Source organism: Bacillus sp. CR71, assembly GCF_003429245.1.
Taxonomy (GTDB): Bacteria; Bacillota; Bacilli; order Bacillales; family Bacillaceae_G; genus Bacillus_A; species Bacillus_A thuringiensis_S.
The window spans coordinates 967,614-992,237 of the sequence record NZ_CP031748.1 but is presented as its reverse complement, the minus strand read 5'-3'; the positions used below and the strand labels follow the sequence as shown (position 1 = coordinate 992,237).

Here is a 24,624-nt window from a genome sequence, read left to right as displayed (position 1 = left end):
AATACTTGGTTTTTAATCTATACTAAGGAGTATTTTATGAGTAATACATTAATTTATGCAAATAACATCTATAAAGAGTATAAAGATAATTTAGTCATACTAGATAATGTGAATTTAGAAATTAAAAAAAATAATTTTTATTCTATAGTTGGGAAATCTGGCGCTGGAAAAAGTACATTGTTGCACTTATTAGGATTACTCGATATCCCAGACAAAGGAGAAATATATATAAATGGGAAACAAACTTCTAACTTAAAACCTAAAGAAGCAGCATTTTTAAGAATGTCTACTATAGGGTTTGTTTTTCAATCATATCACCTAAATAATTTATTGAAAGCTAATGAAAATGTAATGTTACCAATGTATGTTAATCCAAAATACAATTATCATGATATGGAAATAAGAGCTGATGAGTTATTAAAATTAGTTGGTTTAGAGCATAGAAAACATCATTTCCCAAATGAATTATCTGGAGGAGAACAGCAACGTATAGCAATCGCAAGAGCATTAGCTAACGATCCAGATTGTATTTTAGCAGATGAACCAACAGGTAATCTAGATAAAGAAAATGAATCAAATATATTTAATATATTCAAAGAATTAGTGAATATAGGAAAATCAGTTGTTGTTATATCTCATAATGAAAGCGTGAAAAATTATACCGATACAATTTACGAGTTAAAAAATGGGGAATTGGAGGAAAAGCATTGAAAATAAAGCTTTATATAAAATTAGCTACAGTTAACTTATTAAGAAGAAGAAAAAAAAATACAATCAATATATTAATTACAACAATTGCTTTAATATTATTAACATTAACCACTTGTATATCAAACGGACTCAACAACTTCATACAAACAAAATTACTTAATACTGTTGATTTCAAAACTTTAATTGTAGAAACAGGAACACGCGATGATAACAAAGAGAAAATTTATGAAAAATTCAATAACCATAAAGATATTATTAAAATTTATCCTTGGATTAGTAATAATGGCGGAGAAGTTCAGATTGAAAAAAATCAAAATCTAACCAAGGGAGAGATATTCCTTAAACCCGCATTAGATAAAATTTCACCCAATATAGTAAAAGGAAATGGAATATATGAAAACTCCAAGAACGTTGCCCTTATACCAACTGAATTTTCCTTAGATCCTCTAGGTTATGAAATAGGATTAACTAAAGAAAAAAACAATTTTTTAAATGGTGCAGATTTTATAGGGGAATATATTACATTAAAATATAAAATATACAATCAAACTGGTCATACATATGGGGAATATAAATTCAAAGTAGTAGGTGTATATGATCCAACAACTACATTTGATACACCTGACACATTCTATATTCCTTATTCTGATTTACTAAATCTAAATACTAGTTTCCAAAAAGAAACTAATGTACAAAATATGGCTGTAGTAGTTAACAAATATGAAAATTTGAACAACATAAAAAGCATAATTGAAAAAGAAAAATTTAACGTTATTTTAAAATCAGAGCTTGGAGACATAAAAGATATTCATTCTTATATAAAGATGATAGGTTTCTTGCTTTTGTCACTAACATTAATAATTTCTATATTTAATATAATTTCAAATACTTTAGAATCAATACGAGAAAGAATGAATGAAATTGGTATCTTAAAGACCGTAGGATATTTAAATTTAGATATTTTAAAATGTTTCTCGATAGAAACTCTATTTATTAGTGGTTTAAGTGTATTGTTAAATCTAATTATTTCTGGGTCACTACTACTAATAATAAAATTTCTCTCAAATAAATTTCTTACTATATATTTTGCTGATTTTAAAATTGATATAAACGATTTTATATTATCTAATATCATCTGTCTTATATTAGGTATAACAATACCAATTTTAAGCAGTCTGATTTCCTTGTTTAAAATCGCGAAAATTCAACCGACTAAATTAACTAAGACGTAAGATTATGACATACAAAAAAATGTTTACGCTTATCAATAAACAAATCAAAAATTCATTTATAATCTCTAACGAATACATTTGGATTATTATATATAATACAATTGGAACGATTGGATTATATTTCAATTTTAAATTTATTCTATTTATACAAAATTATTTTTATCGAATACGCCATGAAGAAATAACAAATTTATTCTTAATAATTTTTATTATAGTTAAACTTTCAATAATCATAAGCTTATACTTTTTTATCCAAAGAAATATGCAAAAAAGAGTTAAAGAAATGATAATTTATTATATATCCGGGTTTATTTGGAAGGAAATATTTTTGACATTCTTAATTCAATATACCTTATTTGCAACTATCGGATTTCTTCTAGGAATTATTTTTTCAAACTTAATTATGAAATTAACAACAGTCTTTATCCCTATCACTTTGAAAATTATGAACTTAGGAACAATACCAACTTTTAATTTACCTCTATGGTTTAGTTTAACTTTAATACTAACAATCAATATTTTAGTACTGTTTATAATGGTATTCAGTAAAAAAAGAACAAAAATAATTGATCTATTAAAAAATTAATTAGCGAATGATCATTTTGGAGATGAAAATAATGGAATTAAAAAACACAGGTTTTATAACATTGTTTCTCATAATTTACTTTTTATTTATTAGTTATAAAATAATAAATAAAACTAAAATTGAACATAAAAAAGAGATTCTTAATTTCACTTTCTATAGTTCAATTATATTTATAATAAGTTTAACTATATTCCCAATAAAACTAGATCCAGAACTATATACTATAAATAGAATACATAACTATATACCTTTTTATAGTATGTTTGATTTTGTTGAAAACAAATCAATATTTATCTCTTTCAAAAATATAATAGGGAATATTGTTTTATTTATCCCATTTTCATTCATGCTATATATAAAATTCGTTAATAAATTAACCATAAACATACTTATATGCATGGGAGTAAGTTGTTCAATTGAACTTCTCCAAATACTAGTTCCTTTTATAGGTCGTTCTTTTGATGTAGATGATATTATTCTTAATACAATAGGATCAATTATTGGAACATATTTAGCAATATACATATCAAAAAACAATATTAAGAAGATCCCTTCTACCTTAAGGTAGAAGGGATCTTCTTAATCCTATTTCAAACTACCAGCAATCTCCGTAAAGATAACTCCAAGTGCATGTGCACCTGCATCTGGATAGCCTAAGCTTCTTTCACCAACTGTACCGGCGCGGCCCATGCGAGCTACGATTTCTTTCGTATACTCTGCTCCTTTAACTGCTGCTTCTGCTCCTTTTTCAAAAGCAGTTTTCATGTCTTCTTCGTTTGAAGCGCTATTTAACCAAGAATCTACACATGGAGCAAGCGCGTCAACAAGTGTTTTGTCACCAACTACCGCTCCTCTACCAAATGATCTTTCTCCGATAGATTGTATACCTTGAAGTGCTGCTTGCAACATTTCAGCGAATTCTTTCACTGTTAGCTCACGTTTTTCTCCTGCTGCTTTGCTAGCTGCGCGGAATGCACCACCCCAAATTGGACCAGATGCGCCGCCGCAATGTTCCATAATAATCATTGAACAACCGTCAAGGAATGACCCAATCGTTACGTTCTCTTGATTTACAATAGAATGCCACTCACGTTTTAATTGCTTAAATCCTTTTGCCACACTCATTCCGAAGTCGCCGTCACCTGCGTGTGTATCTAACTCACAGAACGGTACTTCGTTTTTAATAATAACGTCGCTCATTTTATCAACGAGATAAATCATGTTGTTTAATGTAATAACATTATCCTTAATCACAGCATGCTCTTCCGCTGTTTCTATTTCAAAGGAAACTTCCTTCTCTTCTTTCTCTTCAAGTACATTCACGTACTCTACACTTTCAACTGACCCATCTACTTTAAACGCTGGTGTATTACACTCTTTTGATAGTAATGTTTTTAACTCATCATCTAACTTCATCACTGTTAAAGACATGCCAGCCATATCGATACTTGTCATATAGTTACCGACGAATACTCTATTGATTTTAATGTTTCTAGCAGCTAATTCTCTCGTCACTGCGTTGTTAAATAAGTAAAGTTCTTGCAGTGGTGTTCCGCCAAAACCGTTAACTAGAAGTGCGATTTCCTCGCCATCTTTTACTCCTAAATCTTTTACAAGATCATTTGTCATACGGTTAGCTAGTTCATCTGCTGACAGCATTTTTTCACGCTTAATTCCTGGTTCGCCGTGAATACCTACGCCGTATTCCATTTCATCTTCCGCAAGTGTGAAAGTAGGTGATCCGCTCGCTGGAACTGTACAAGAAGTTAACGCTAAACCGATTGTGCGCACGTTAGCCGCTGCTTTTTCCGCTACAGCTTTCACCGCTCCTAAATCCATACCTTCTTCCGCTGCTGCGCCGGCAATTTTATGAACTAAAATAACTCCCGCAACGCCGCGGCGTCCTACTGTATATAGGCTATCTTCTACCGCAATATCATCATCCACTTTTACGTAGTCGACTTCAATTCCATCTTCCGTCGCTAAATGAGCTCCGTTTTTGAAATTCATAATATCGCCGCTGTAATTTTTAATAATTAATAACGTTCCTTTTTTACTAGCTGTCTCTTTAATCGCTTGATACACCTGAATTTGTGAAGGTGACGCAAACACATCTCCGCACACCGCCGCATCTAACATTCCTTTTCCGACTAATCCTGCATGTGCCGGCTCATGGCCACTACCGCCGCCACTAATTAATGTTACTTTGTTTTCGTTCATTTCTTTCTTCTTAATAACTTTATATTTTTTCAAAAGTTCAAGCTCTGGGTGAGCCATAACCATTCCGTTACACATTTCCATTACTAATGTTTCTGGTTTGTTTATAATCTTTTTCATTGTGATTATCCCTCAATTCCTTTAATATATTGTGATATATTTGAAATCTTCTTCTTACTACTCATGTTAAAATGAAAGCGTTTTATAGTAAACGGACAAAATGGACAATCTGTCTAAAGACACCGCTCTCATTTATAGATAGGATTTTTATATTACTAACATTCTAGGGATGATTCAGATGACCTCTTCTATAATTTCTAAAAAATTAATCGCGAACTCATTGAAATATTTAATGGAAACAGAGTCGTTTCATAAAATATCAGTGAGCGATATTATGTTACACTGTCAAATGCGTAGGCAAACTTTTTATTATCATTTTAAAGATAAATTTGAACTATTAAGCTGGATTTATAGAGAAGAAACGAAGGAAAACATTATCGACTTTCTCGACTATGAAACATGGGAAAATATTTTCGATTTATTATTTGATTACTTTTACGAAAATCAAAAATTTTACCGAAATGCTTTTAAAGTCATTGAACAAAACTCGTTTAATCACTATTTATTTGAGCACACGAAAAACTTATATATGAAGATTATTGATGAACTATCCGTGAACTGTGGCTTAACTCTTTCTATTGAAACGAAAAATACGATTGCCTCCTTTTATAGTCACGGCTTCGTTGGAACGATAAAAGATTGGATTGAAAGCAAGTGCGAAGTAAATCCATCCATTATGTCTTCTCTCATGAAAAATATGATAAACAATCAATTACTACTATTACTGGAGCAGTCAGCAAAGTAATTAAAGGGTGGCAAAAGCAATGAAAAAGATTATGAATGATGTACAAAATATTGTTCAAGATATGATGCATGGCTTTTATTTTGAACATAACGACAAAGTAAATTACGACGAAACAAATAACATCATTTATGTAAAAGATATTGAAAAACTGAAGCAAAACGTTGCTATAATAAGCGGCGGTGGTAGCGGGCATGAACCCGCTGATATTGGCTATGTAGGAAAAGGAATGCTTACGGCAGCAGTAAACGGAAGCATCTTCACTCCGCCTACAGTGGAACAAATTGTGGCGGCAACTCGCCTCATGCCGAAAGATAAAAATATTTTATTCATCATTAAAAACTTTAAAGATGACGTTGAAAACTTTCTAACGGCAAAGCAAATTGCTAAAGAAGAAGGAAGAAAAATTGACCACATCATCGTAAATGACGACGTTTCAATTGAAGATGATGCTTCTTTTAATAAAAGAAGACGCGGCGTAGCTGGCACTGTTTTCGTTCAAAAAATAATTGGTGCGGCCGCTCTTGAAGGACATTCTTTAGAAGAACTAACAGCACTCGGCCGTTCTATTACTGAAAACTTACACACATTAGGAGTTGCCCTTTCCCCTGCCAACGATCCAGTAAAAGGAAAAGCTTCATTCACATTAAACAATGATGAAGTGTTTTACGGCGTCGGCATCCATGGCGAAAAAGGTTACCGTAAAGAAGCGCTATCCTCTTCTGAAATATTAGCGATCGAACTGATGAACAAACTAAAAAGCATTTATCGCTGGAGAAAAGGAGACAATTTCGCTATCCTCATTAATGGACTCGGCGCGACACCATTAATGGAACAATATATTTTCGCGAATGACATTCGCCGTTTGTGTGAGCTGGAAGGATTACATGTGGAGTTCGTAAAGGTTGGTACGCTGTTGACTTCTTTAGATATGAAGGGTGTTTCGCTCAGTTTGCTTAAGGTAGAGGATTTGGATTGGGTGAAGTGGTTGAAGGCGGATGTTAGAGTGGGTAATTGGTAAGTAAAAATTATGATGATAAAAGCCTTTAACTATAACAAGTTAAAGGCTTTTTACAAATTGAAATATCGCTCGAGCGTTCAAAAGAAATTCATACTCACCTCACTGAATGATTACAGGTCTTCCAAATAAAGCTGGATAATAAATGAACATCGCACCTACAAATGAACACACTAAACAAAAAACAGCCTCGTATTTTATGACTAGAGACGAGTTTGTATCAAGCTTTTTTTCCTCTCTTTTCAATATCAATTTAAATAACGCTGTATATAATACTTTATATAAGACATACCCAATAATTGCCCCAAGGGTATTCGTAAATAAATCATCAATATCTGTAATTCTATTATTTAGTAATTGATTTAACTCAATTGCCAATGAAAAAAAGAATCCCGCGCATACGGTGTTTTTTATCTTTCTAAACTGCGGCCAAATAGTCGGTAATAAAAAACCTAACGGCATAAACAGTACAATGTTCAAAAGATACGTAGTACTACCTAGCGTATCAAATAGAGTCAAGTTGATTTGACTTACACGAATCCACGTTTCATATCTACTTATATCCCATACAGTCGCGATTTGCGTCACCTTATACACTAGCGAAAGGTAGAATAGAAAAACATACACCCATAAAAAATGCCGAATAGATATATTGTTTTTCGCTTTAAAATAAAATCCAATTTGAAACACAATACAAAAAATTATAGTAAAAAAATACGTATACAAATAACTAATCAAAACTCCTGTATGCATGTAGAATCCCCTAACTTTACATTTTCATCTATGACTTTGTCTTTTTTAGTCTCCTTCATGATGTAAGTCATTTATAGGATAGGAAAAACTTTTAAAATAAAGAGTGGGATAAACATAAAATTTTTCTTAAATCTTCAGTTGGGTTTTATTATTACTCTTCTTAGGAATCCGCCATTGATAGCTAGGCAACAACATGCTTAAACCTAACAATACTATCATTTTTGCCTGTAATACTTTAACCGATGCAGCATATATAAACTCATGTGAATCGTTTGTTCAGTTAACACATGAAATTAAGAAATATATGACGTACTATAATCACTCTTGCTATCAATAGAATTTAAAGAAAATGACTCCTGTTTGCATACAGAAATCATCTTTTTTAGGTTGCCTAACTTTTTTTAGAATGTCCTTTACAAAAGGTACAGATCAAGAGCACCCTGTTCCTATTCGAGGGGATCAACTATACCTTCTTCCCTTAAAATCACACAAACCCATTTACAAATCTATAAAAGTAGATATAATATCCTTATGGAACCTTTATTAATTTATAAAGCATTGTCAAATGAAACAAGATGTCAAATTTTATCATGGTTGAAAAATCCAGAAAACCATTTCGATGAAAAAGCTTATCTAGAGCAAGGCCTTAGTTTTCAAGTTGGAGTGTGCGTAGGAGATATCCAGCTTAAAACTGGCTTAGCCCAATCGGTTATTTCTAGTTATTTATTAACTATGAAAAAAGCAGGTTTACTACAATCTGACCGAATTGGAAAATGGACCTACTATCGCCGAAATGAAAAAACAATACGAGAGTTTTCTGAATACGTTCAAAACGAATTATAAAATGAAAGCAAATAATCAACCTACCAATCGATTATTTGCTTTCACACATTCTACTTTTATATAGCTGTCCAATACATTCTTTTTAAAACTTCGCTACCTATAAAAGTAAGAAACATAGAAAGGAGCATTTTTTTAACATATCATATCTAGTTATTTAGATATCTGTCTTTGTATTTAACATTACATAATTCTAATACTATTGACATCCAATCATGCTCATTTCTTTTTTAATAAATCGATTTTACTTTCAAAATAATAATAAGAATGGAGAGTTTTACAAATGAAAAAAGTAAGTCCTTTACTTATTCTTACACTAGCAATAGGGGTGTTTGGAATTATTACTACCGAGATGGGTATTGTCGGCGTATTACCACAAATCACTCAGAAATTTGGCATTTCAACTGCACAAGCAGGATTTTTAGTAAGTATATTCGCACTAGTCGTTGCTATTTCTGGTCCGTTTTTAATTCTGCTCATTTCTAGTATTAATCGCAAAATAATTTTATTAACAGTCATCTTTGTTTTTGTTATTTCAAATATAATCTACGCTTATACAACACAATTTGAAATCATGCTTGTTTTTCGTATTTTACCAGCAGCACTTCACCCACTCTTCTTTTCAATCGCTCTTGTAACAGCTGCTAAACTTGCCCCTCCTGAAAAGAGTGGTCAAGCGGTTACAAAAGTTTTCATGGGAATTACGGTTGGCTTTGCACTAGGTGTACCATTAACCTCTTACCTTGCAGATCAATTTTCATTAGAAATTGCTTTCTTATTCGGAGCGCTTATTAACGCCCTTGCATTCATTGGAATGCTAATCTCACTTCCTTCTATGCCCGTTAAAGAAAAAATGTCTTTCGGCAAACAAATTCGTATACTCGGCAAACCAGGATTATGGTTAAATATTTTAACCATCACATTCCTTTTTGCAGCTATGTTTTCCGTATACAGCTACTTCGCCGAGTACCTTGCAAAAGTAACTTCCATGAATGGATCTCTCATCAGTGTCATGCTATTCATATTTGGTATAGTTATGATTTTAGGCAATCATTTATTTGGTAGTCTCTTGCAAAGAAGCATAGTAAATACAGTAATATCGTTCCCTATTTTATATTCTATTGTTTACATATTGGTTTATTATTTAGGTTCTTATCTTGTTCCAATGATTTTTATGGTATTCATTTGGGGAATCGTGCATGCTGGTGGATTAATTGTTGGTCAAACATGGTTAATAAGTGAAGCAAGAGAAGCACCCGAATTTGGTAATAGCCTATTCGTTTCATTCTCAAATCTCGGAATTACTCTAGGAACAACTATTGGAGGCTGGTTCATTTCAAACTTAGGTATTCATCAACTTATTTGGAGTGGATTTATATTTACACTACTTTCATTTCTATTAATTATAATAAAACTAAAATTTTTCACTTCTAATAACCTAGCTTCATTATCAAGCTAGTACATTTTCAATTCCAAATTGGATAAAAAACATTATAAAGTGAAACTTTAATCAGCTCTCACCACTTGGGCGTTTACAGGCAGCCCGGCAAATAGCGGGATAAATTCTATATAAAATACTGGTTATTCTTCTTATAAGATTTTATAAACTATAAAGTATGACACTTAGAGCCTTTAGCTATAATTACAAGTTAAAGGCTTTTTATATAAAAACAGCTTTAAAAGGTGCTAATCTTATGGAACATCATCAAAATAGAATACTAAAAAAAGGCTCCATTGCTGGAGCACTCAAAAAATAATATAACTAAACGAATTAAAACAAGGAACAGACAATTAAAATATACAAATAAAATATAAATAAATCTATATATATGTAATATTACATATAAAAACCCTATTTATCGCTGCTATAATAAACTTACTCGATGATTGTTATATTATTCATAGGTTATACCTTCTTAACACCAATTTTACAAAGAAAAAAGGACATCTTAATTGATGTCTTTTTTCTTATATGATAACGACGCAATACAATTAAGATGATTCCAATCGAAAGAAGGCACCTTAAAGTGTTTTTTCTTCATTACACAATACGAAAGCATACTCTCTTTCGCCTTCAACTTTATGTAATTATACATATTAACAAAAAATACACTTAATGAATATTAAATATAGTAAAATATAAACTGTGGACACGTTCTATAAAGCAGATTCTTTTGATAGGCGTAACATATCAATCATTTTAGGGGATGTGGCGTTACTCCGATACTAATCTCAAATTTCTTGTATTTTATGAACTAACAATCTGGTGTATATAGATGATTCTGTTTTATAGGGTGTGTTTACATTTATAACAAAGGGGTAATACGGATAGATTCGTATTAAATGAAAATGGTTCAAGTCGAAGGAAGGCACCTTAGGGTGTCTTTTCTTTATTCCTCCGCATCCCTCATACTGTAATACCCCAAATTAATAATAACCAAGAAATATCCCCCCATGATTCCAGCAGCAAATGTCCACATGAATTCATGGTGTTCTATTTCATACATAATAATCGCACCTAGTATTGCGGCTGCGAACCGATTCATCATTCCGAGCATCGGTGCTTTTTCTTTTTTTACAATGCTATCTCCGAACTTTTCAATACGCCTTCCTAAAATCCAGGCGCAGTACATACTCACCAAAAGGCCAATACTTATCCCTACAAACTGGGCTGAAAAAGGTGTCATCAACCATCCCAATAACATTACGCCTAGCAAACAATACATTTGTATGTTGAACGATCTTAGTGCCATACGAATCATGTTATTCTCCTTTATCTTTCTCATTGTAGTTCCGTATCATCAATCCAATCTTTCAGGCTTCAAGCTTTCAGCTATATCTTTTTTAAAATGAGGAAATTTGATTTTGCTCACCATTAAATAAGCGAGTACGCATGTACCAAATGCCACGGAAACTGGATTATTTAGGCGGCATAAAATGAGGATACACATCGCCGCAAATGGAATGGGCATTCCGATGAATGTTGGGAGTTTGCTTTGCCGTGTGTTAAACCTCGCAAGCCGAAGCATTCCACAAATACTATACGCGAGGGCACATATCATCCCGATAGACTGTAAATCTTTTAACGAAGCACTATATGCAAGAATAGACGGTGCCACACCAAAAGTAACTAAATCCGCAAATGAGTCTAGCTCTCCGCCTATTTCCGAAACAGAATCCAATTTCCGAGCGACCATGCCATCAAACAGATCAAAGACCATACCTGTAATAATGAACATAACTGCACCATACATATCGTGAACGAAAACAGCGTGAATAGCCAAAAGTCCACACACAAAATTTGCTATCGTAATCATATTCGGTATGTAACTCATCACATGCTTCCCCTCCTTTCTACTAATTGCTCCATCTCGGGTCTTACTCATTACAATCAATATCCTTCTGCTTTTCTTCCAATATCACTTTATTTATTTTCGTTAACGTATCGGTCATTTGCTCTAGGGCATTTATATCGATTTTGGAAAAGTATTTCTCAATTAATACATCATCTAACTCAGACAACCGCTCTATATACTTACTACCTTTTGGACCAAGTGTAAGAAAATACTCCCTTTTATTATTAGGGTTTACTTGTTTTGAAATCATCTGTTGTTTTTCCAATTTCGATAAAACTTGGCTCACAGCACTTTTCGTTATATTAAACGTACTCGCAATGTTATTTGCTGTCGTGTTTTCATTTAAATGAATATGAAATAACATGCTCTCTTGCTGCCCAGTAAGACCGAACTCATCCTTTAAATCTTGAAATAGTAAAATATAGAGTTCCGTATAGGCTCGATTCATTTCATTAATTACTTCTTTATACGTTCTAGTCATAGCATCCTCCATGCTTTTATTTCATTTCACTTAATAGTTAAGTTTACTTAACTTAACTATATTATACCGTTATGTTCGTGTAAAGGGAAATATAACTCTACACTTTATCAGCTGTGCTTTAAATGTATGTAAAACTTTCTTTCTCTCTTCATAATCTTCTACATCAGCTTCTTCCCAAAGCCCACGATTTGCCCCTCGCTCGATTAATGCAAACCTCCCCTTTCTCCAGTTGTATTGCCGCAAGACCAATGTATAAGACATAGCATCTATATCCAGCTCATCTAAATACTCTTCTAAAACAAGCTTAGTTCCTTCATCTAAATACTTAACAAATAGTTATGAATCATCAAAATTAAAATCAACTAAATTCCATATAGACCCATTACTGGTTAAAATGTTATAATGGAGTTACCCTACATAGTTACTCATAGCCAGACTGAGGAACTAGCGTCTTATTAAGTAATGCGCATAACTAAAATAAAAAAGACACTTTTTAAAGTGTCTTTTTTATTTATATTCTATTCCTAGGAATTATCTCTTTTATAAACAGAATCTATCAAACAATAAAGGAGACTAACAGATGGAACATCCTGTTGCAAGAGAATTACGTTTTATACGTGTATGTCTTATCATTTTGATTGTTGTCATTGCATTCTGGGATCGTGAGAAAACTGTGGAAATCACTGATCACGGTAGTGAACCTATCGTAAACACGAGCAATATGACCCAAGTTGGCGATAATACATTTGCATACAAAGACGAATCTAATCAAATTAAAATATTTAAATTTAACCCAGATACAAATGAAATAAAGCTAATAAAAGAATTTTATGCTAACGAATATTAATGAAATGACATTGGACAAAAGGCACCTCAAGGTGTCTTTTTTATTTTCAAAAGGACCCGCTCATGTTTATACTTCAAAACATAAAGTAAATGGAATCCGTTAAAAAACACGAGTGACCCTTTGTTTTCCCCTCTTATTAAAGGAGGAACTATTATGGGATTTGGTGGTAGTTGCGGCGAAGGCTGCGGTTTTGCTGGAGGATTTGCACTATTAGTTGTATTGTTTATTTTATTAATCATCGTTGGAGCTTCTTGCTTCTGCTAAAAAACTATCGGAAAAGACACTCTTATATGGGTGTCTTTTCTTTGTAAACTAAAATGTATGTGAAATGAAAACATAGTAAGAATAGAATACTCACTTAAATTATTTTTCACTTCACAAACTACACCCAAAAAGTTGGATAGCTTCTTTTACTACTCATATTATTAAGGAATAAAGCAATAACTACAATAACAACGGAGCCAATTAAAACTGGTGTTACTAAATAACTCCAACTATTTGCCCCTAAAATAACGATAATCGGATCGGCGCCTGCTGGAGGGTGCGTCGTTCTCGTTAACATCATAACGGCTATTGCCATCCCCACCGCTAAAGCAATTGTCCAATATTCATTCCCAAACAAATGATATATTGATAGACCGATGAAAGTTGAAATCAAATGTCCTCCAATAATATTACGCGGCTGAGATAATGGCGCATTCCAAACTCCAAACGCCAATACACAACTCGCCCCAAATGGAGCCATTAATAATTCTGTAGAGGTTATGCTCGTTAAATATGTTAAGGTAAGAATTGTTAAAAATCCCCCTAGTAGTCCCGTTAAAGAGTCCTTTACATTTACTTGTAATGGGCTTCTTCCTTTCCCTTTCATTTTTGTAAAATATCGTACACTTATTGGTTGAGGATCTTTCTGCTTAGTTGCTGTTATATTATCCATCGTTCTCCTCCTTTATTTACCAACAATTATAACTCGACATAACTAACCTGTAAATATTAATTTAAGGGGTTAGTTTTAAAATACAAAAAAAGAATCAACTATTATAAGTTGATTCTCTAAACTTCTTCAAATTTTCGATCCTGAAATTTTGCTACCTTTTTCCGGTTCCCACATATTTTCATAGAACACCATTTTCGTTTTCCACTCTTATCTATAAATAATAAAACACAGTCAGGATTTGAACACCTTTTAAGGGAAATAAGCTTATTTTCTGCTATTAACGTTAAAGCGTCAAATGCAATTAACGATGCGAGTACATCCTCGATTTCTCCAACTGGGATAGATACTAGCTGCTGTTCAATGATTTTATATGTAAATGGTGCCTTCTCAATTTGTTTTTCTAAATACGTAATAAAATCATTAGAAATTTCTTGCTGATCAGCAATTGCCTCAAACTGTTTTCTCAATACTTCTCTTACCTCTAATATGCTAGATGTAACTTGATCCATTCGCTTCTGAATTCCTATAAGTGTTTTCTCATTCCAAAAAGGAAGATTAACCTTTATTACATGTAGCCATTCTAATACATCTTCCTCTGTTATTAATAAATCATAACGTTGTCCACGCCTAACTAGCTCTGTATTTACTAAATCTAATGAGGGATTTCCAGATATAAGCGGGAATTGTTTTGTTTCCTGCATGTACTCATCACCTTCTCTTTAAACAATCATATTCCAGATTAATACAGAAGTGCAACTTTTTTATAAACTACAAAGTATGAAGATTAAGGCCTTTAGCCATAATTACGACTAAAGGCTTTTTGTATGTAAGTAAATGAAAAAGGAGCTTATTTTATGGAACATAATAAAAATGGAATTCTTGCTTTAATTGTTTTATTTTTAGGATTAGTGTTTTTTGTTAGTGGAATGGTTTATCATTTATGGGGTTCATTTTAATTTCAACTTTTAGACAGATAAATAATTCGAATCAGAGAAATGTACAACACTTTCCCTTTTCCTTCCAAAATTAATATAATAAGATATAAAATGTAATACATATAAAGGCAAATATATATAGCACTCATTAAAAGTGCTTCTATTTTGGAAGGAAGAAACAAACGATGAACAAAAAGTTATTAGCATCATTATTATGTAGCACATTCTTGTTTGGAGTATCAGCTTGCAGCTCACATGATGCGCCTGCGAAAAATGAGCAGGCGACTTCTAAAAAAACAGAGAATGACAAACTTAGCAGCAAGGATCCGCAAAAAGAACTTCCTACCAATGTAGATTCCTCTGATGTATACATGTCAATGGGATCTGCCGAGTCATTAGATGTTCTAGGGACTGGAGAAGTTAAAGCACAAGGTGTCTTTAAAGTATTAGATATCGCAGTTTATAATCACAAAGAAGAACCCATTACACTAGATATCAACAACTTTAAATTAATTGATGGATTTGGAAGAGAATATCACATTTCCAATGAATATCAGTCAGTACTTAAAGCTGCAAATATCTCCACATTCAAATTTAATATTGTTAATCCTAATGAAAGTTCGGAAGGAAACATTGTATTTGATGTACCGAAAAACACGCAAGGATTAACTTTAAAAATTAATAATGATAAGTTAGATAAAGAACTCCAATTAAAAGTGGAATAGGCCAAATAAATACGTCTACCTTAACATTCTCTACTGACATAAAAAAGTACAGTCTTTTCTACAGCAGACTGTACTTTTTTACTTATCATTTCACATAACATTCCCTAATTTTTTTGACTAGATGCTCTCCAATCACGAAAAGATGTTGGGCGTCCAGAAAAAGCTCTTTGCTTTGTAACAGATGGTTTTTCTTCAGGAGTCATTGTTTTTTCTTTAAGAGTCGCTGGTTTTTCTTTAAGCGTCACTGATTTTTCTTCAAGAATAGTCACAGCTGTTTGCATTTTTTCTAACTGTTCTTTCAACAATTGTTGTTCAATCTTTAAATCCGTAAGTAAACGTAAAATCATCTCAGAATTAGCCATAAGATCCTCCTTCCCCCAATACACAGAATAAAATACAATATGTAGAAGACAAAATACCGGTGACAAAAATAAGGTCGTCAACTCTTTTTAACTTCCAAAATCCTTTTATTTTTTTAAGGACCTGCTCCATTCATCCTTAAAAACATAAATTAAATTAAATCCATTAATAAATGGTCTTTATGGAAGGAGGAGTTAATATGGGCTATGGCGGTAGTTGTGGTGGAGGCTGTGGTTTCGGCGGCGGATTTGCCTTACTTGTTGTGCTCTTCATCTTATTAATCATCGTTGGCGCTAGCTGTTGGGGCGGCGGATTCGGCTGCTAAGGAGAGGCACTCTTGAGAGTGTCTTTTTTTTGATATGCGGCTCGTATACATATTGTTCAAATCTATATATTTTTTAAAAATATAGATTTAAAACATATTTCTCAATGAATAAAATAACTTAACATGGTAAAATAATATTTGGATGGGAGTCCAATATATTATTAAAATTAAGATGGTTCAAGTCGAAGGAAGGCACCTTAGGGTGTCTTTTCTTTTTTATAAATAATTATAAATTAAAATCGCAAAAGATACTTACTACTTATAAGGAACATTTTGTTTAGTCCAACTATCCCCATATTTATTTGAAACTAATTACTATCATAAATATAAAGAAGTTATGGATAAAATAGTGAGGTAAATAAAACAAAATATAGATTTGATTCATATTTCTCAACGAGGTACCACCAGCGTTTTTTTTAAAATAAGCTAAGCAAAAAAATAATCAGCTGCCCATATGGACAGCTGATTTACATCATTACATTTCTATTATTTATCTTACCACCTGAACAGATGCTGGTTTCCACCCCTGATTTTCTACCCAATCAATATTAACCTTATATTTTTTATTATTTTGCTTATCTCGTACATTACCGTAGGCTTTATTATTACCATTATTCCCAATAAAATCGAAAATCAATTGGCTCTCTGGAACATCAACAGCATAAGAAATTGCTTTTTTCATCTCACTCCAATCTACTGTTCCTTCTTTAAATTTCATTTCAGGTTTTGCTCCTTGCTCGGTACCAATTGGCTTCCAAGAAGGATTAGTTTGAGAACCCTTTTCTTGAGATGCCGCTTTTTCTTCCTCATTATTTTCATTTCCGTTTGTTTTTACCGATTTTTCTGCTTTTGATTTCTCTTCTAGCTGTGCTGCTTCTTTATCTTCAGTTTTCTTCTCTTCTATCTTTGCTGTTTCTTTATCTTCAGTTTTCTTCTCTTCTATCTTTGCTGTTTCTTTATCTTCAGTTTTCTTCTCTTCTATCTTTGTTGCTTTCTTTTCTTGAGCAATTGCTTTCTTTGATGTATTAGAAGCGGTAAATAACTGGTATGTCACTATACCAACTGTCACTAATATTAAAGTAAATGCAATATTAAAAATTGCCTTTTGACGACGATTCTGTTGTTTTTCTTGAAATCTACTTACTTGTCCCATTCTTCAAACCTCCGCGTTTACTTTCTCCTCTACTCTTTATGTATTATCTCTATAATTTTCTTAATATTTTATTAAATAATAGAAATAAACTACACTTTCCTACAGGATCTCATATCATAATAAAATTTATTTTTTTCAAGCATCTGACATATGTCATTCAAAATAGTTTAATACATTAAAAATTGATAAGCTTCCGCACTTAAGAAACCTTCAATTTTATTCAAAGGTGATTCCGATTATGTCCACATTAGATCTCCTGTAGAAAGCTTTTTAACAATTAAACCTCTTCTTCCCTTATTTATAATTTTTAAATTAAATTTCCCTCTATAGTATAATAAAGATGTTTCGTTTTCTAATGGGGTATGTCGTAAAATCAAAAGGGATTTTATCTCTTTTACCTTCTTTTCAGAGTAAATTTCACCACTAGGAAATTCTATTATTCCTAATGTAATCTTTAATTCGCTCTCATCGAAAGGCCACTCCTTATTAAGTTCCCTTATCTTTTGTATAAAGCTTCTTTTGGTTTGTCCTATATATAGCAATGTTACATTCTTAGCACATACTCTAGAGATTGCAAATATCCCCTTCTTAGAAGCTTCTTCCCTATTATAAAAATCATTTATACTATACATTCCATACCATTTAATATTTACTGTTTCTATGAATCTCACCTCATTTTTAGACAATATTATAATTTCTGAATGTTCGAATTATAATAGACGCATAGTCCTGATTACTTGAATTATAAATTGTGCTTTTCAATAATACATTTTATTATTACTAATTTCAATAATACAAAAAAAATACAATATTATAGTTTAATTACAAAACTTTATAAAAAAACAAAGTGATGTCGTACCAAATATTATATTTTTTCAATATCAGACTATCGTGAACAAAAGTTAGAGAGTTATGGAATAAAATATAATTTGTATGTACATACATTTCTTTAAAAAGAAGTTTTGTAGTTTGCAACTGAATTAAAAAAACATAGATTTTTATGACTCTTTTTGGGGATATAGCAAAGTGGGATCTTTTATATGCACGTTACTATACCGAACTAAATTTCGGTATAGTATTTTTTTGCAGCTCCTTGATTTTTCACCAAATACGCATAAAAATCAATAGTATGAAAATAAACTACTGGCTAAAAGTTTACTTTCGATAAAATAAAAAAGAACCTGCTCCATTCATTCTTAAAAACATAAGGTAAAGTGAACCCGTTAAAATACACGAATGAACCTTAGTTTTATCCTCTTACCTAAAGGAGAAACTATTATGGGCTATGGTGGTAGTTGCGGAGAAGGCTGTGGTTTTGCTGGCGGATTTGCTTTACTTGTTGTACTCTTTATACTATTAATCATTATCGGATGCAGTTGCTTCTGCTAAAAAACTATTAGAAAGGACACTCTGATATGGGTGTCTTTTCTTTATGGAAAATATCTACTATCAACCTAATTAATTTTGCCTTATAACTTCTATCATCAACAAAGGGTGATACAAACTATTACATATGTTTGTACCACCCTTTGTTGATGCGTTTAGACTTCACAAGTGTTGAAGTTTTAGACTTCTCCCTTAGTGCACCCATATTATTAGAACATCCTGTAATCTGTAGACAAAATGTAGCTAATAAAAACAATATTAATAATTTCTTCAATAAATCCTCCTACATACATAAAACACCATATGTTACAAAACAAACATAACATCAACTCTTTATAAAAACAATATAATCCTCGGTCCTTAAGCTATCTCTTAACATAGGAGTACCGTCACATATCCATCAAGCTAAGATTTTAAAATATCCCCTGCTTAAGGAATTTGTAAGTATCAAGTAAGAAAAACGAGAGCTTTGTTTCCTATAATCAAAATAGAAAGTGAAGGAGAAAAGATTATTTCTGCGATTAATATGCATGTAACAAGAGAAGAAATCTACATTTTTTTAGAATAATAATATTAGTATGTCCAAGTTTTGGAGATTGCTTGCAAATATTTTGAAGTTTTCGCACCAGAATTCTAATTACCATACTTGTTTTTTGCCATCACATATTGGAGGTTAAAACATGATTAAAAAAAAGAAAATACAAAGATTAGCACTTACCTTTATCCTACTCTTTTCTTTAGGCATTTCATCTTTCTCGCTTACAACAACTATTCACGCAGATACAAGCGAGGAACAATCTGCTGAAAAGAAACTAGTCTCTTTAACGGAGCGTACATCATTATTTTTTGAATATCTCCAGCAAGGTAAGTATGCAGAGGCACTACAGTTGACGTCTACTACTTTTCAATCCAAGTTTACAGCAACCACATTACAAAACTGGTGGACACAAAGTGGTTGGAGCGGGATAAAAAGCATGGGAATCCCCGTGATAAAAAAACGAAACTTGGTCCATCAGACGGTGGAAATTCCAACAGATACCGAAGGAACTACCATACCGCTACTCCTTAAATTCACACCTGGCGGGAAAGTAGATGAAATTGGAGAAAGGCCACCCGAGGAATCTTATACCATCCCGCATCCTAGCTATGATCAACCTGACTCCTATCAAGAACGTGAAATCGTCATTGGAAATTCTACCTATCCGTTACCAGCGACATTAACAGTTCCGAAACATAAGCGTGGTGAAAAACTGCCCGTAGTTGTTCTTGTTCATGGTGCTGGCATCCATGATCGCGATAGCACATATATGGGAACAAAAATCTTACGAGACATTGCGGTGGGCCTTTCATCCAACGGAATTGCAGTGTTGCGCTATGAAAAACGCACCTTAGAACACGCATTAAAGATGAGTACAGAACCTGTTACGTTAGACCGTGATACTACAGATGATGCTATATTTGCAGCAAAATCAGCAGCGCAGCAGGAAGGCATTGATCCAAATAATATTTTCATTCTTGGACATAGTCTAGGAGCTGGTACAATGCCACGTATACTGAGCAAAGCGCCTTCCTCACTTGTCCGAGGAAGTATCTTACTCGCACCACCTGCACGCCCTTTGACTGACATTGCCATTGATCAGTATGAATACCTTGGGGCGTCAAAGGAAGAAATCACTGAACTAAAAAGACAGGTTGCTTTTATTCAGGATCCTACTTTCAATCCTGACCATCCTCCAGCTGACTACAATTTTGGGTCACCTCATTTTATGTATGATGTTTCTAGGTGGCGTCCAGTTGAAGAGGCAAAATTACGAAAAGAGCCTTTACTCATTCTGCAAGGAGCACGCGATTACCAAGTAACAGTAAAAGATGAATATACAAAATGGCAAGAAGGACTTTCAAACCGCGGAAATGTTCAGTTCAAAAAATACCCGAAATTGAATCATTTCTTCATGGAAGGTGGCGGTGAATTAAGTCTTCCTAGTGAATACGAAATCCCTGCTAATGTTCCCGAGTACGTCATCCAGGACATTATTACATGGATCAACGAGACAAAAAAATAAGAAAACATCAAAATCCTTCATGCAATCATCATTGCGTGAAGGATTTTTGAAACTAGTGATTCAGACATATCTATTATAATTATATTTTTCTACGCACTAAATAAAACGCTAAGGACCCCATAATGACAGGTGCAGCGAAGTCAAAGAAATGTGAAAAAGTAAAAGTAAAAAGAAAAAGAAATGGTATAAGTGTATAGATAAATGCTAGTCCTATAAATAAAGGAATTCCAAATTGAAACTCTCGACATCGTTTAATTTTCCTATATAAAACTTCCCCAAGTAAACAAGCTATGAGAGCTGGTATACTACCATAAGTGACGATAGTTTTTATGAATCCATGTAAAACGTCCGGGTGAATAAAGCTAGGATTAAAAATATATGAAATTAAGAACCACCCAAAAATAAAAGCAAACAGACTTGCAGCATAACTAACTACAAATTTTATCAAAGTAAGCAACGTAATCATCCCCATAATTTCCTAATATTATCTTCATTGTATCATTTTCTCTTAAAAAGACTCCAAAAGGATATACTTGCCCTTCAGCTTTCTTTTTTAATACTTGTTCAAGACGTATTTTTTGATGTTATTTTGTATAAAAAACTTTTGGGAGCAACCTGTTCGAAAAATTGATAAAGAATAAGCGATTGAAGGATGAAAACAGAAGACTACAAGGAAAACTGTATGAACAAATATAATGAAACAAGGCTCTTACTTTGTAGCGGTATCCACGAAGTAAGAGCCTTGTTTTTTCTACTCATTTTTTATATCAGTCTTGATTTTCCAATGGAAAGGCACAGAAAATCTACTACAGAAGTTGTGATACCTCTAGGATTAACAAATTCTTTAAATTTCTGTGTACTACGTACAAGCCCTCTACTTTTGGCATGTGCCTCTAATTCAGCTCGAACTTGTATTGTATCCGGAGCCATGCTTTCTAAAGCATGCGCAGAATATTTACGATCATTAATTTCGAGTTTTTAAAACTCATTTATTGTAACTGTAAAATGTGGTTTGAATTTTACTTCGATTGTTTTGTTTTCTACGCCACCTTGGACATATAATGAGTCATTACGGGTATAGATTCGTTTCGCCGAATGCATCTTGGTTTCAAAGATGCGTTTATTTTTATAATACAAATTTAATTCAACAGTTTCCTCGTAATAACACATAATCATTACTAATTCAAAGCCTAATTTATCTATTTTATTATATCTATATGCACCTGCACCTGGAATAAAATAATCTTCTGGTTCACTCTCGAATATTTCTAATAATTCATATTCATCATATTGTATATTCAATTTAACAACTCCTTACGTGAATGGGCTCAATCCACTTTATTTATAATATTCACGATTTATTAGGTACAACGGATACAACATCGCCATTATCATTCAATACGACTCTAACATCTTTCCCATCGTATTGCCATAGACCAGGTTTATTTCCAGGTTGTTTAGTAGCATGCTTAATTGTTTCTTCTACTACACTTGGTGTTACACCACGTGGATCAACTTTTTTTAATTCCTCCATGTATTCTTTTGATCCGAATGTGTAACCATTCCTTTCAGCTCTTTCACGTGCACGCTTTGTAAGTTCTGCTCGAACCTGAATTGTATCAGGCGCCATTCTTTCAAGCGCATGTTCAGTATACTTACGCCCATCAATGACGCCGCCACCTCTTGGCATACTCCATCCAATTTCTTCTGTTACCTTTGATACTTTCCCTAAATCCTTCGCTTTTTGTTCTAGTTCTCCATATTTACCAAACACACGGCCAACAACTTTAGGAGACCCACCTACTAGTGTAGAAACAGTTCCCCAAACATAATCATCTGGACCATATTCTCTCTCTGTGAAAAATTCTCTTCCGTTAATGAGTTGTAACCCTTGTTTGATTTGTCCTACAATTGGAAAGAAATCAAGTGACATGGATCCAAGCTCATTAGTACGTTTCTGCTCTTCCAGATATTCTTTCATTTTTTCAGGTGGTACACCAAAATCCTTAAGACGGGTTGTTAAACCATCCATATTACCAACATTTTTAACAACATTAGACGTATCTATTTTGTAGCTTGAAATTTTATTAGCAGAATCCATCATATTATTAGCAGCATCTAATCCAGACATAATATCTGTATGTAGTGTTGGAAATGCTTGTTGAGCTTCTGCAACATGCGTTGAAACACTATTAATTAGTCCATTTTTGGTCATATGATAGATAAATTAGATTACAAAGATTGTCAAACCTTTGAATCCCTTGAGCTCAACATAAAGGATTATATAGAAGAGTATAATTATAATCGTTATCAGTGGACATTAAAAAAGATGGCCCCCGATCGAATATCGGAACCATCTTTTAAGTGCTTGATTTTTTAGAGCTTTTTTATTAAACTGCCCATTTTATAGGGTACAGTTCACAAAATACCGTAGCTATTTTAAAAGCAACATAAGAATATCGACAGTTCTAAAAACACTGATAGTTAGCTGCCTCATTAACCCGTACTTATAAATGGGAGAAATGATCATTATTATAGATAGGGTTGAAAACCTTATTAAAGTTCACATAAAAAAAGTAGGGGAAGCCCCTACTTTTTTCATTCACTCCTTATTCTAAAATCTCTTTCTTATTACCAATACGTACTTCACCTTCATGATAAAACTCTATTGCATATCCTAGATTTGGAGAATAGAGCCAAGTATCAAAACTTACTGCTGTAACATCATCAATTACCTGTAGTATTTGATGTAAATTCGTTTTTATGATTGGTAAGGATGCTTCATCCCAAATAATATAAATGATATAAGAGTCTAAACCGTATTGTTTATTTAGATATGCTTCTATATCATCCAAATAAACGATATTTTGGAAATCACTGAATTTATCCCAATCAATTCTGGCCCAACTTGTAATTGGAAATGAGTTTTCAAAGCTATCTAAGATTTTTTCTCTCTCTTCACCTTCAAAAACTACTATATTTTCTCCTAATGCCTCGATACATTCGTCTAACAAAGTTGCCATTATATTTATCACCTTACTTGTTTAAATGTTTTAATAGTGATTTAAATAACTCTTCATCACCTTCTATTGGAATTGCATATTTAGTAGATTTACTTCCTTTACCGTTTCTAAAATCGTCTACATTCATATGTAGACCTTTTTCAGGATCATAATCTAATCGCCATCTTGCTTTTTTATCAGCAGTTTGTCTTCCAATTACTTTACCATATCCTGCACTTTTTTTCATTGTTCCAACCATTGGAATAGAGTCGCTACCTAAATTCCCTAAAAGATCCATTGCTTGATTTCTAGCTTGTTCATAGGTTTTGACTTTATCAAGAACAATTTCACCCGATTGAGCACCTTTTGAAACCTTGCCTAGTTTCTGTGCATTTTTCTCAAGATCGCCAAGTTTACCAAATGTACGGCCAATTATTTTTGTTGTACCGCCAGTAACTGCAGCAAGCGTTCCTGTTACAAATTCACTTGGACCATATTTTTCATGAGTAAACATATCCTCGCCCGTAAAGAGCTGGATACCTTGTTTTAGTTCTCCAAATCCAGGAGTAATATCAAGCAGGAATGAAGTTTGTTGAGCAGAACGTTTTTCTTCTTCCAAATACTCCTTCATTTTTTCAGGTGGCACACCAAAATCACGTAACGTGTTTCTTAGTCCATCCATATTCCCTATGTTTTTGGATGCCGCAGGCACATCAATTTTATAACTCGCAATTTTATTAGCAGAATCCATCATATTATTAGCAGCATCTAATCCAGACATAATATCTGTATGTAGTGTTGGAAATGCTTGTTGAGCTTCTGCAACATGCGTTGA

30 protein-coding genes and 3 pseudogenes are annotated in these 24,624 nt (G+C 32.9%); 16 read left to right on the top strand and 17 right to left on the bottom strand.

The window, feature by feature from the left end:
* Positions 1-36 precede the first annotated feature (36 nt).
* The 4 genes from DOS87_RS05115 to DOS87_RS05105 are packed head-to-tail and all read left to right on the top strand — an operon-like array spanning position 37 to position 3,097.
* On the top strand, positions 37-711 hold the full coding sequence (locus tag DOS87_RS05115) for an ABC transporter ATP-binding protein (protein WP_000072424.1): 675 nt from the start codon (positions 37-39) through the stop codon (positions 709-711).
* Positions 708-1,943, top strand: a complete 1,236-nt coding sequence (locus DOS87_RS05110; RefSeq protein WP_002162901.1) for an ABC transporter permease — start codon at positions 708-710, stop codon at positions 1,941-1,943. The genes DOS87_RS05115 and DOS87_RS05110 overlap by 4 nt, the downstream gene beginning before the upstream one ends.
* A 4-nt stretch (positions 1,944-1,947) precedes the next feature.
* Entirely contained in the window at positions 1,948-2,529 is a 582-nt protein-coding gene (locus tag DOS87_RS30460) for an FtsX-like permease family protein (protein WP_000221338.1), read from the top strand.
* A 31-nt stretch (positions 2,530-2,560) separates the two neighbouring features.
* Positions 2,561-3,097 carry a VanZ family protein gene (locus tag DOS87_RS05105; protein ID WP_000421102.1) on the top strand — a complete coding sequence of 179 codons (537 nt, stop codon included), beginning with the start codon at positions 2,561-2,563 and terminating at the stop codon, positions 3,095-3,097.
* A 17-nt stretch (positions 3,098-3,114) separates the two neighbouring features.
* Here the strand turns inward: DOS87_RS05105 and dhaK are convergent, their stop codons facing one another.
* Positions 3,115-4,866, bottom strand: a complete 1,752-nt coding sequence (gene dhaK, locus DOS87_RS05100; protein WP_000720766.1) for a dihydroxyacetone kinase subunit DhaK — start codon at positions 4,864-4,866, stop codon at positions 3,115-3,117.
* A 178-nt stretch (positions 4,867-5,044) separates the two neighbouring features.
* On the opposite strand from dhaK, the gene dhaS reads away from it, so the two are divergent.
* Positions 5,045-5,611: a dihydroxyacetone kinase transcriptional activator DhaS gene (dhaS, locus tag DOS87_RS05095; RefSeq protein WP_208730219.1), complete on the top strand. Its 567-nt coding sequence runs from the start codon at positions 5,045-5,047 to the stop codon at positions 5,609-5,611.
* Positions 5,612-5,630: 19 nt separating this feature from the next.
* Positions 5,631-6,629, top strand: a complete 999-nt coding sequence (dhaQ, locus tag DOS87_RS05090) for a DhaKLM operon coactivator DhaQ (protein ID WP_000723390.1) — start codon at positions 5,631-5,633, stop codon at positions 6,627-6,629.
* 99 nt (positions 6,630-6,728) lie between these two features.
* On the opposite strand, the gene DOS87_RS05085 is transcribed toward dhaQ, so the two are convergent.
* Positions 6,729-7,379: a VanZ family protein gene (locus DOS87_RS05085; protein ID WP_000556847.1), complete on the bottom strand. Its 651-nt coding sequence runs from the start codon at positions 7,377-7,379 to the stop codon at positions 6,729-6,731.
* Positions 7,380-7,614: 235 nt separating this feature from the next.
* Between DOS87_RS05085 and DOS87_RS30025 the strand changes: the two are divergent.
* From DOS87_RS30025 to DOS87_RS05075, 3 genes and pseudogenes are all read left to right on the top strand, one after another.
* A pseudogene (locus tag DOS87_RS30025) lies at positions 7,615-7,716 on the top strand (TetR family transcriptional regulator); the annotation flags it as partial.
* Positions 7,717-7,910: 194 nt separating this feature from the next.
* Positions 7,911-8,222, top strand: a complete 312-nt coding sequence (locus DOS87_RS05080; RefSeq protein ID WP_000433538.1) for an ArsR/SmtB family transcription factor — start codon at positions 7,911-7,913, stop codon at positions 8,220-8,222.
* 280 nt (positions 8,223-8,502) lie between these two features.
* Entirely contained in the window at positions 8,503-9,678 is a 1,176-nt protein-coding gene (locus DOS87_RS05075) for an MFS transporter (protein WP_000757913.1), read from the top strand.
* A gap of 931 nt (positions 9,679-10,609) precedes the next feature.
* On the opposite strand, the gene DOS87_RS05070 is transcribed toward DOS87_RS05075, so the two are convergent.
* The 4 genes and pseudogenes from DOS87_RS05070 to DOS87_RS05055 form a co-directional block, all read right to left on the bottom strand.
* The gene (locus DOS87_RS05070) at positions 10,610-10,981 is read right to left on the bottom strand and encodes an ATP synthase subunit I (protein ID WP_086396963.1); all 372 of its coding nucleotides are present in this window, start codon (positions 10,979-10,981) and stop codon (positions 10,610-10,612) included.
* Positions 10,982-11,020: 39 nt separating this feature from the next.
* The gene (gene pssA, locus DOS87_RS05065; protein WP_142330516.1) at positions 11,021-11,605 is read right to left on the bottom strand and encodes a CDP-diacylglycerol--serine O-phosphatidyltransferase; all 585 of its coding nucleotides are present in this window, start codon (positions 11,603-11,605) and stop codon (positions 11,021-11,023) included.
* Positions 11,598-12,056, bottom strand: a complete 459-nt coding sequence (locus DOS87_RS05060; RefSeq protein ID WP_000198951.1) for a MarR family winged helix-turn-helix transcriptional regulator — start codon at positions 12,054-12,056, stop codon at positions 11,598-11,600. Before DOS87_RS05060 ends, pssA begins: the two co-directional genes overlap by 8 nt.
* A 69-nt stretch (positions 12,057-12,125) precedes the next feature.
* Positions 12,126-12,389: pseudogene (locus tag DOS87_RS05055) on the bottom strand (hypothetical protein); the annotation flags it as partial.
* Positions 12,390-12,636: 247 nt separating this feature from the next.
* On the opposite strand from DOS87_RS05055, the gene DOS87_RS05050 reads away from it, so the two are divergent.
* Both DOS87_RS05050 and DOS87_RS05045 read left to right on the top strand, forming a co-directional pair.
* Positions 12,637-12,903 (top strand): YmzC family protein, encoded by a 267-nt coding sequence (locus tag DOS87_RS05050; protein ID WP_000400972.1) that lies wholly within the window; start codon positions 12,637-12,639, stop codon positions 12,901-12,903.
* A 153-nt stretch (positions 12,904-13,056) separates the two neighbouring features.
* On the top strand, positions 13,057-13,167 hold the full coding sequence (locus DOS87_RS05045) for a YjcZ family sporulation protein (protein ID WP_000505669.1): 111 nt from the start codon (positions 13,057-13,059) through the stop codon (positions 13,165-13,167).
* Positions 13,168-13,285: 118 nt separating this feature from the next.
* Here the strand turns inward: DOS87_RS05045 and DOS87_RS05040 are convergent, their stop codons facing one another.
* Positions 13,286-13,840 carry an HPP family protein gene (locus DOS87_RS05040; protein ID WP_000368845.1) on the bottom strand — a complete coding sequence of 185 codons (555 nt, stop codon included), beginning with the start codon at positions 13,838-13,840 and terminating at the stop codon, positions 13,286-13,288.
* Positions 13,841-13,956: 116 nt separating this feature from the next.
* Positions 13,957-14,541 (bottom strand): CGNR zinc finger domain-containing protein, encoded by a 585-nt coding sequence (locus DOS87_RS05035; RefSeq protein ID WP_079245138.1) that lies wholly within the window; start codon positions 14,539-14,541, stop codon positions 13,957-13,959.
* Positions 14,542-14,960: 419 nt separating this feature from the next.
* Between DOS87_RS05035 and DOS87_RS05030 the strand changes: the two genes are divergently transcribed.
* Positions 14,961-15,500: a DUF4352 domain-containing protein gene (locus tag DOS87_RS05030; protein ID WP_098578202.1), complete on the top strand. Its 540-nt coding sequence runs from the start codon at positions 14,961-14,963 to the stop codon at positions 15,498-15,500.
* A 104-nt stretch (positions 15,501-15,604) separates the two neighbouring features.
* Here the strand turns inward: DOS87_RS05030 and DOS87_RS05025 are convergent, their stop codons facing one another.
* Complete coding sequence (locus tag DOS87_RS05025; RefSeq protein ID WP_000013694.1) at positions 15,605-15,862, bottom strand: hypothetical protein; 258 nt, start codon at positions 15,860-15,862, stop codon at positions 15,605-15,607.
* 197 nt (positions 15,863-16,059) lie between these two features.
* On the opposite strand from DOS87_RS05025, the gene DOS87_RS05020 reads away from it, so the two are divergent.
* The gene (locus DOS87_RS05020) at positions 16,060-16,185 is read left to right on the top strand and encodes a YjcZ family sporulation protein (RefSeq protein ID WP_000540377.1); all 126 of its coding nucleotides are present in this window, start codon (positions 16,060-16,062) and stop codon (positions 16,183-16,185) included.
* A gap of 490 nt (positions 16,186-16,675) precedes the next feature.
* Here DOS87_RS05020 and DOS87_RS05015 read toward each other — a convergent pair whose 3' ends face one another.
* Positions 16,676-17,338, bottom strand: a complete 663-nt coding sequence (locus DOS87_RS05015) for a YrrS family protein (RefSeq protein ID WP_043333439.1) — start codon at positions 17,336-17,338, stop codon at positions 16,676-16,678.
* A 236-nt stretch (positions 17,339-17,574) separates the two neighbouring features.
* Positions 17,575-18,009 carry a hypothetical protein gene (locus DOS87_RS05010; protein WP_002162905.1) on the bottom strand — a complete coding sequence of 145 codons (435 nt, stop codon included), beginning with the start codon at positions 18,007-18,009 and terminating at the stop codon, positions 17,575-17,577.
* Between the two features lie 607 nt (positions 18,010-18,616).
* On the opposite strand from DOS87_RS05010, the gene DOS87_RS05005 reads away from it, so the two are divergent.
* Both DOS87_RS05005 and DOS87_RS05000 read left to right on the top strand, forming a co-directional pair.
* Positions 18,617-18,727 (top strand): YjcZ family sporulation protein, encoded by a 111-nt coding sequence (locus DOS87_RS05005; RefSeq protein WP_000540371.1) that lies wholly within the window; start codon positions 18,617-18,619, stop codon positions 18,725-18,727.
* Positions 18,728-19,404: 677 nt separating this feature from the next.
* Complete coding sequence (locus DOS87_RS05000) at positions 19,405-20,787, top strand: alpha/beta hydrolase family protein (RefSeq protein ID WP_098578203.1); 1,383 nt, start codon at positions 19,405-19,407, stop codon at positions 20,785-20,787.
* Between the two features lie 79 nt (positions 20,788-20,866).
* Here the strand turns inward: DOS87_RS05000 and DOS87_RS04995 are convergent, their stop codons facing one another.
* From DOS87_RS04995 to DOS87_RS04985, 4 genes and pseudogenes are all read right to left on the bottom strand, one after another.
* Entirely contained in the window at positions 20,867-21,253 is a 387-nt protein-coding gene (locus tag DOS87_RS04995; RefSeq protein WP_025988997.1) for a hypothetical protein, read from the bottom strand.
* A gap of 25 nt (positions 21,254-21,278) precedes the next feature.
* A pseudogene (locus tag DOS87_RS29865) lies at positions 21,279-21,434 on the bottom strand (N-acetyltransferase); the annotation flags it as partial.
* Positions 21,435-21,765: 331 nt separating this feature from the next.
* Complete coding sequence (locus tag DOS87_RS04990) at positions 21,766-22,089, bottom strand: hypothetical protein (RefSeq protein WP_001025898.1); 324 nt, start codon at positions 22,087-22,089, stop codon at positions 21,766-21,768.
* Positions 22,090-22,138: 49 nt separating this feature from the next.
* Positions 22,139-23,002, bottom strand: coding sequence for a hypothetical protein (locus DOS87_RS04985; RefSeq protein ID WP_000164570.1), 864 nt, complete (start codon positions 23,000-23,002; stop codon positions 22,139-22,141).
* Here DOS87_RS04985 and DOS87_RS30585 point away from each other — a divergent pair, their 5' ends adjacent.
* Positions 23,003-23,167 (top strand): IS3 family transposase, encoded by a 165-nt coding sequence (locus DOS87_RS30585; RefSeq protein ID WP_139213188.1) that lies wholly within the window; start codon positions 23,003-23,005, stop codon positions 23,165-23,167.
* Positions 23,168-23,396: 229 nt separating this feature from the next.
* Here the strand turns inward: DOS87_RS30585 and DOS87_RS04975 are convergent, their stop codons facing one another.
* Positions 23,397-23,810 (bottom strand): CDI toxin immunity protein, encoded by a 414-nt coding sequence (locus DOS87_RS04975; protein WP_000212599.1) that lies wholly within the window; start codon positions 23,808-23,810, stop codon positions 23,397-23,399.
* Positions 23,811-23,823: 13 nt separating this feature from the next.
* A partial coding sequence (locus tag DOS87_RS04970) for a pre-toxin TG domain-containing protein (RefSeq protein WP_257145944.1) occupies positions 23,824-24,624 on the bottom strand: 801 nt, incomplete at its 5' end.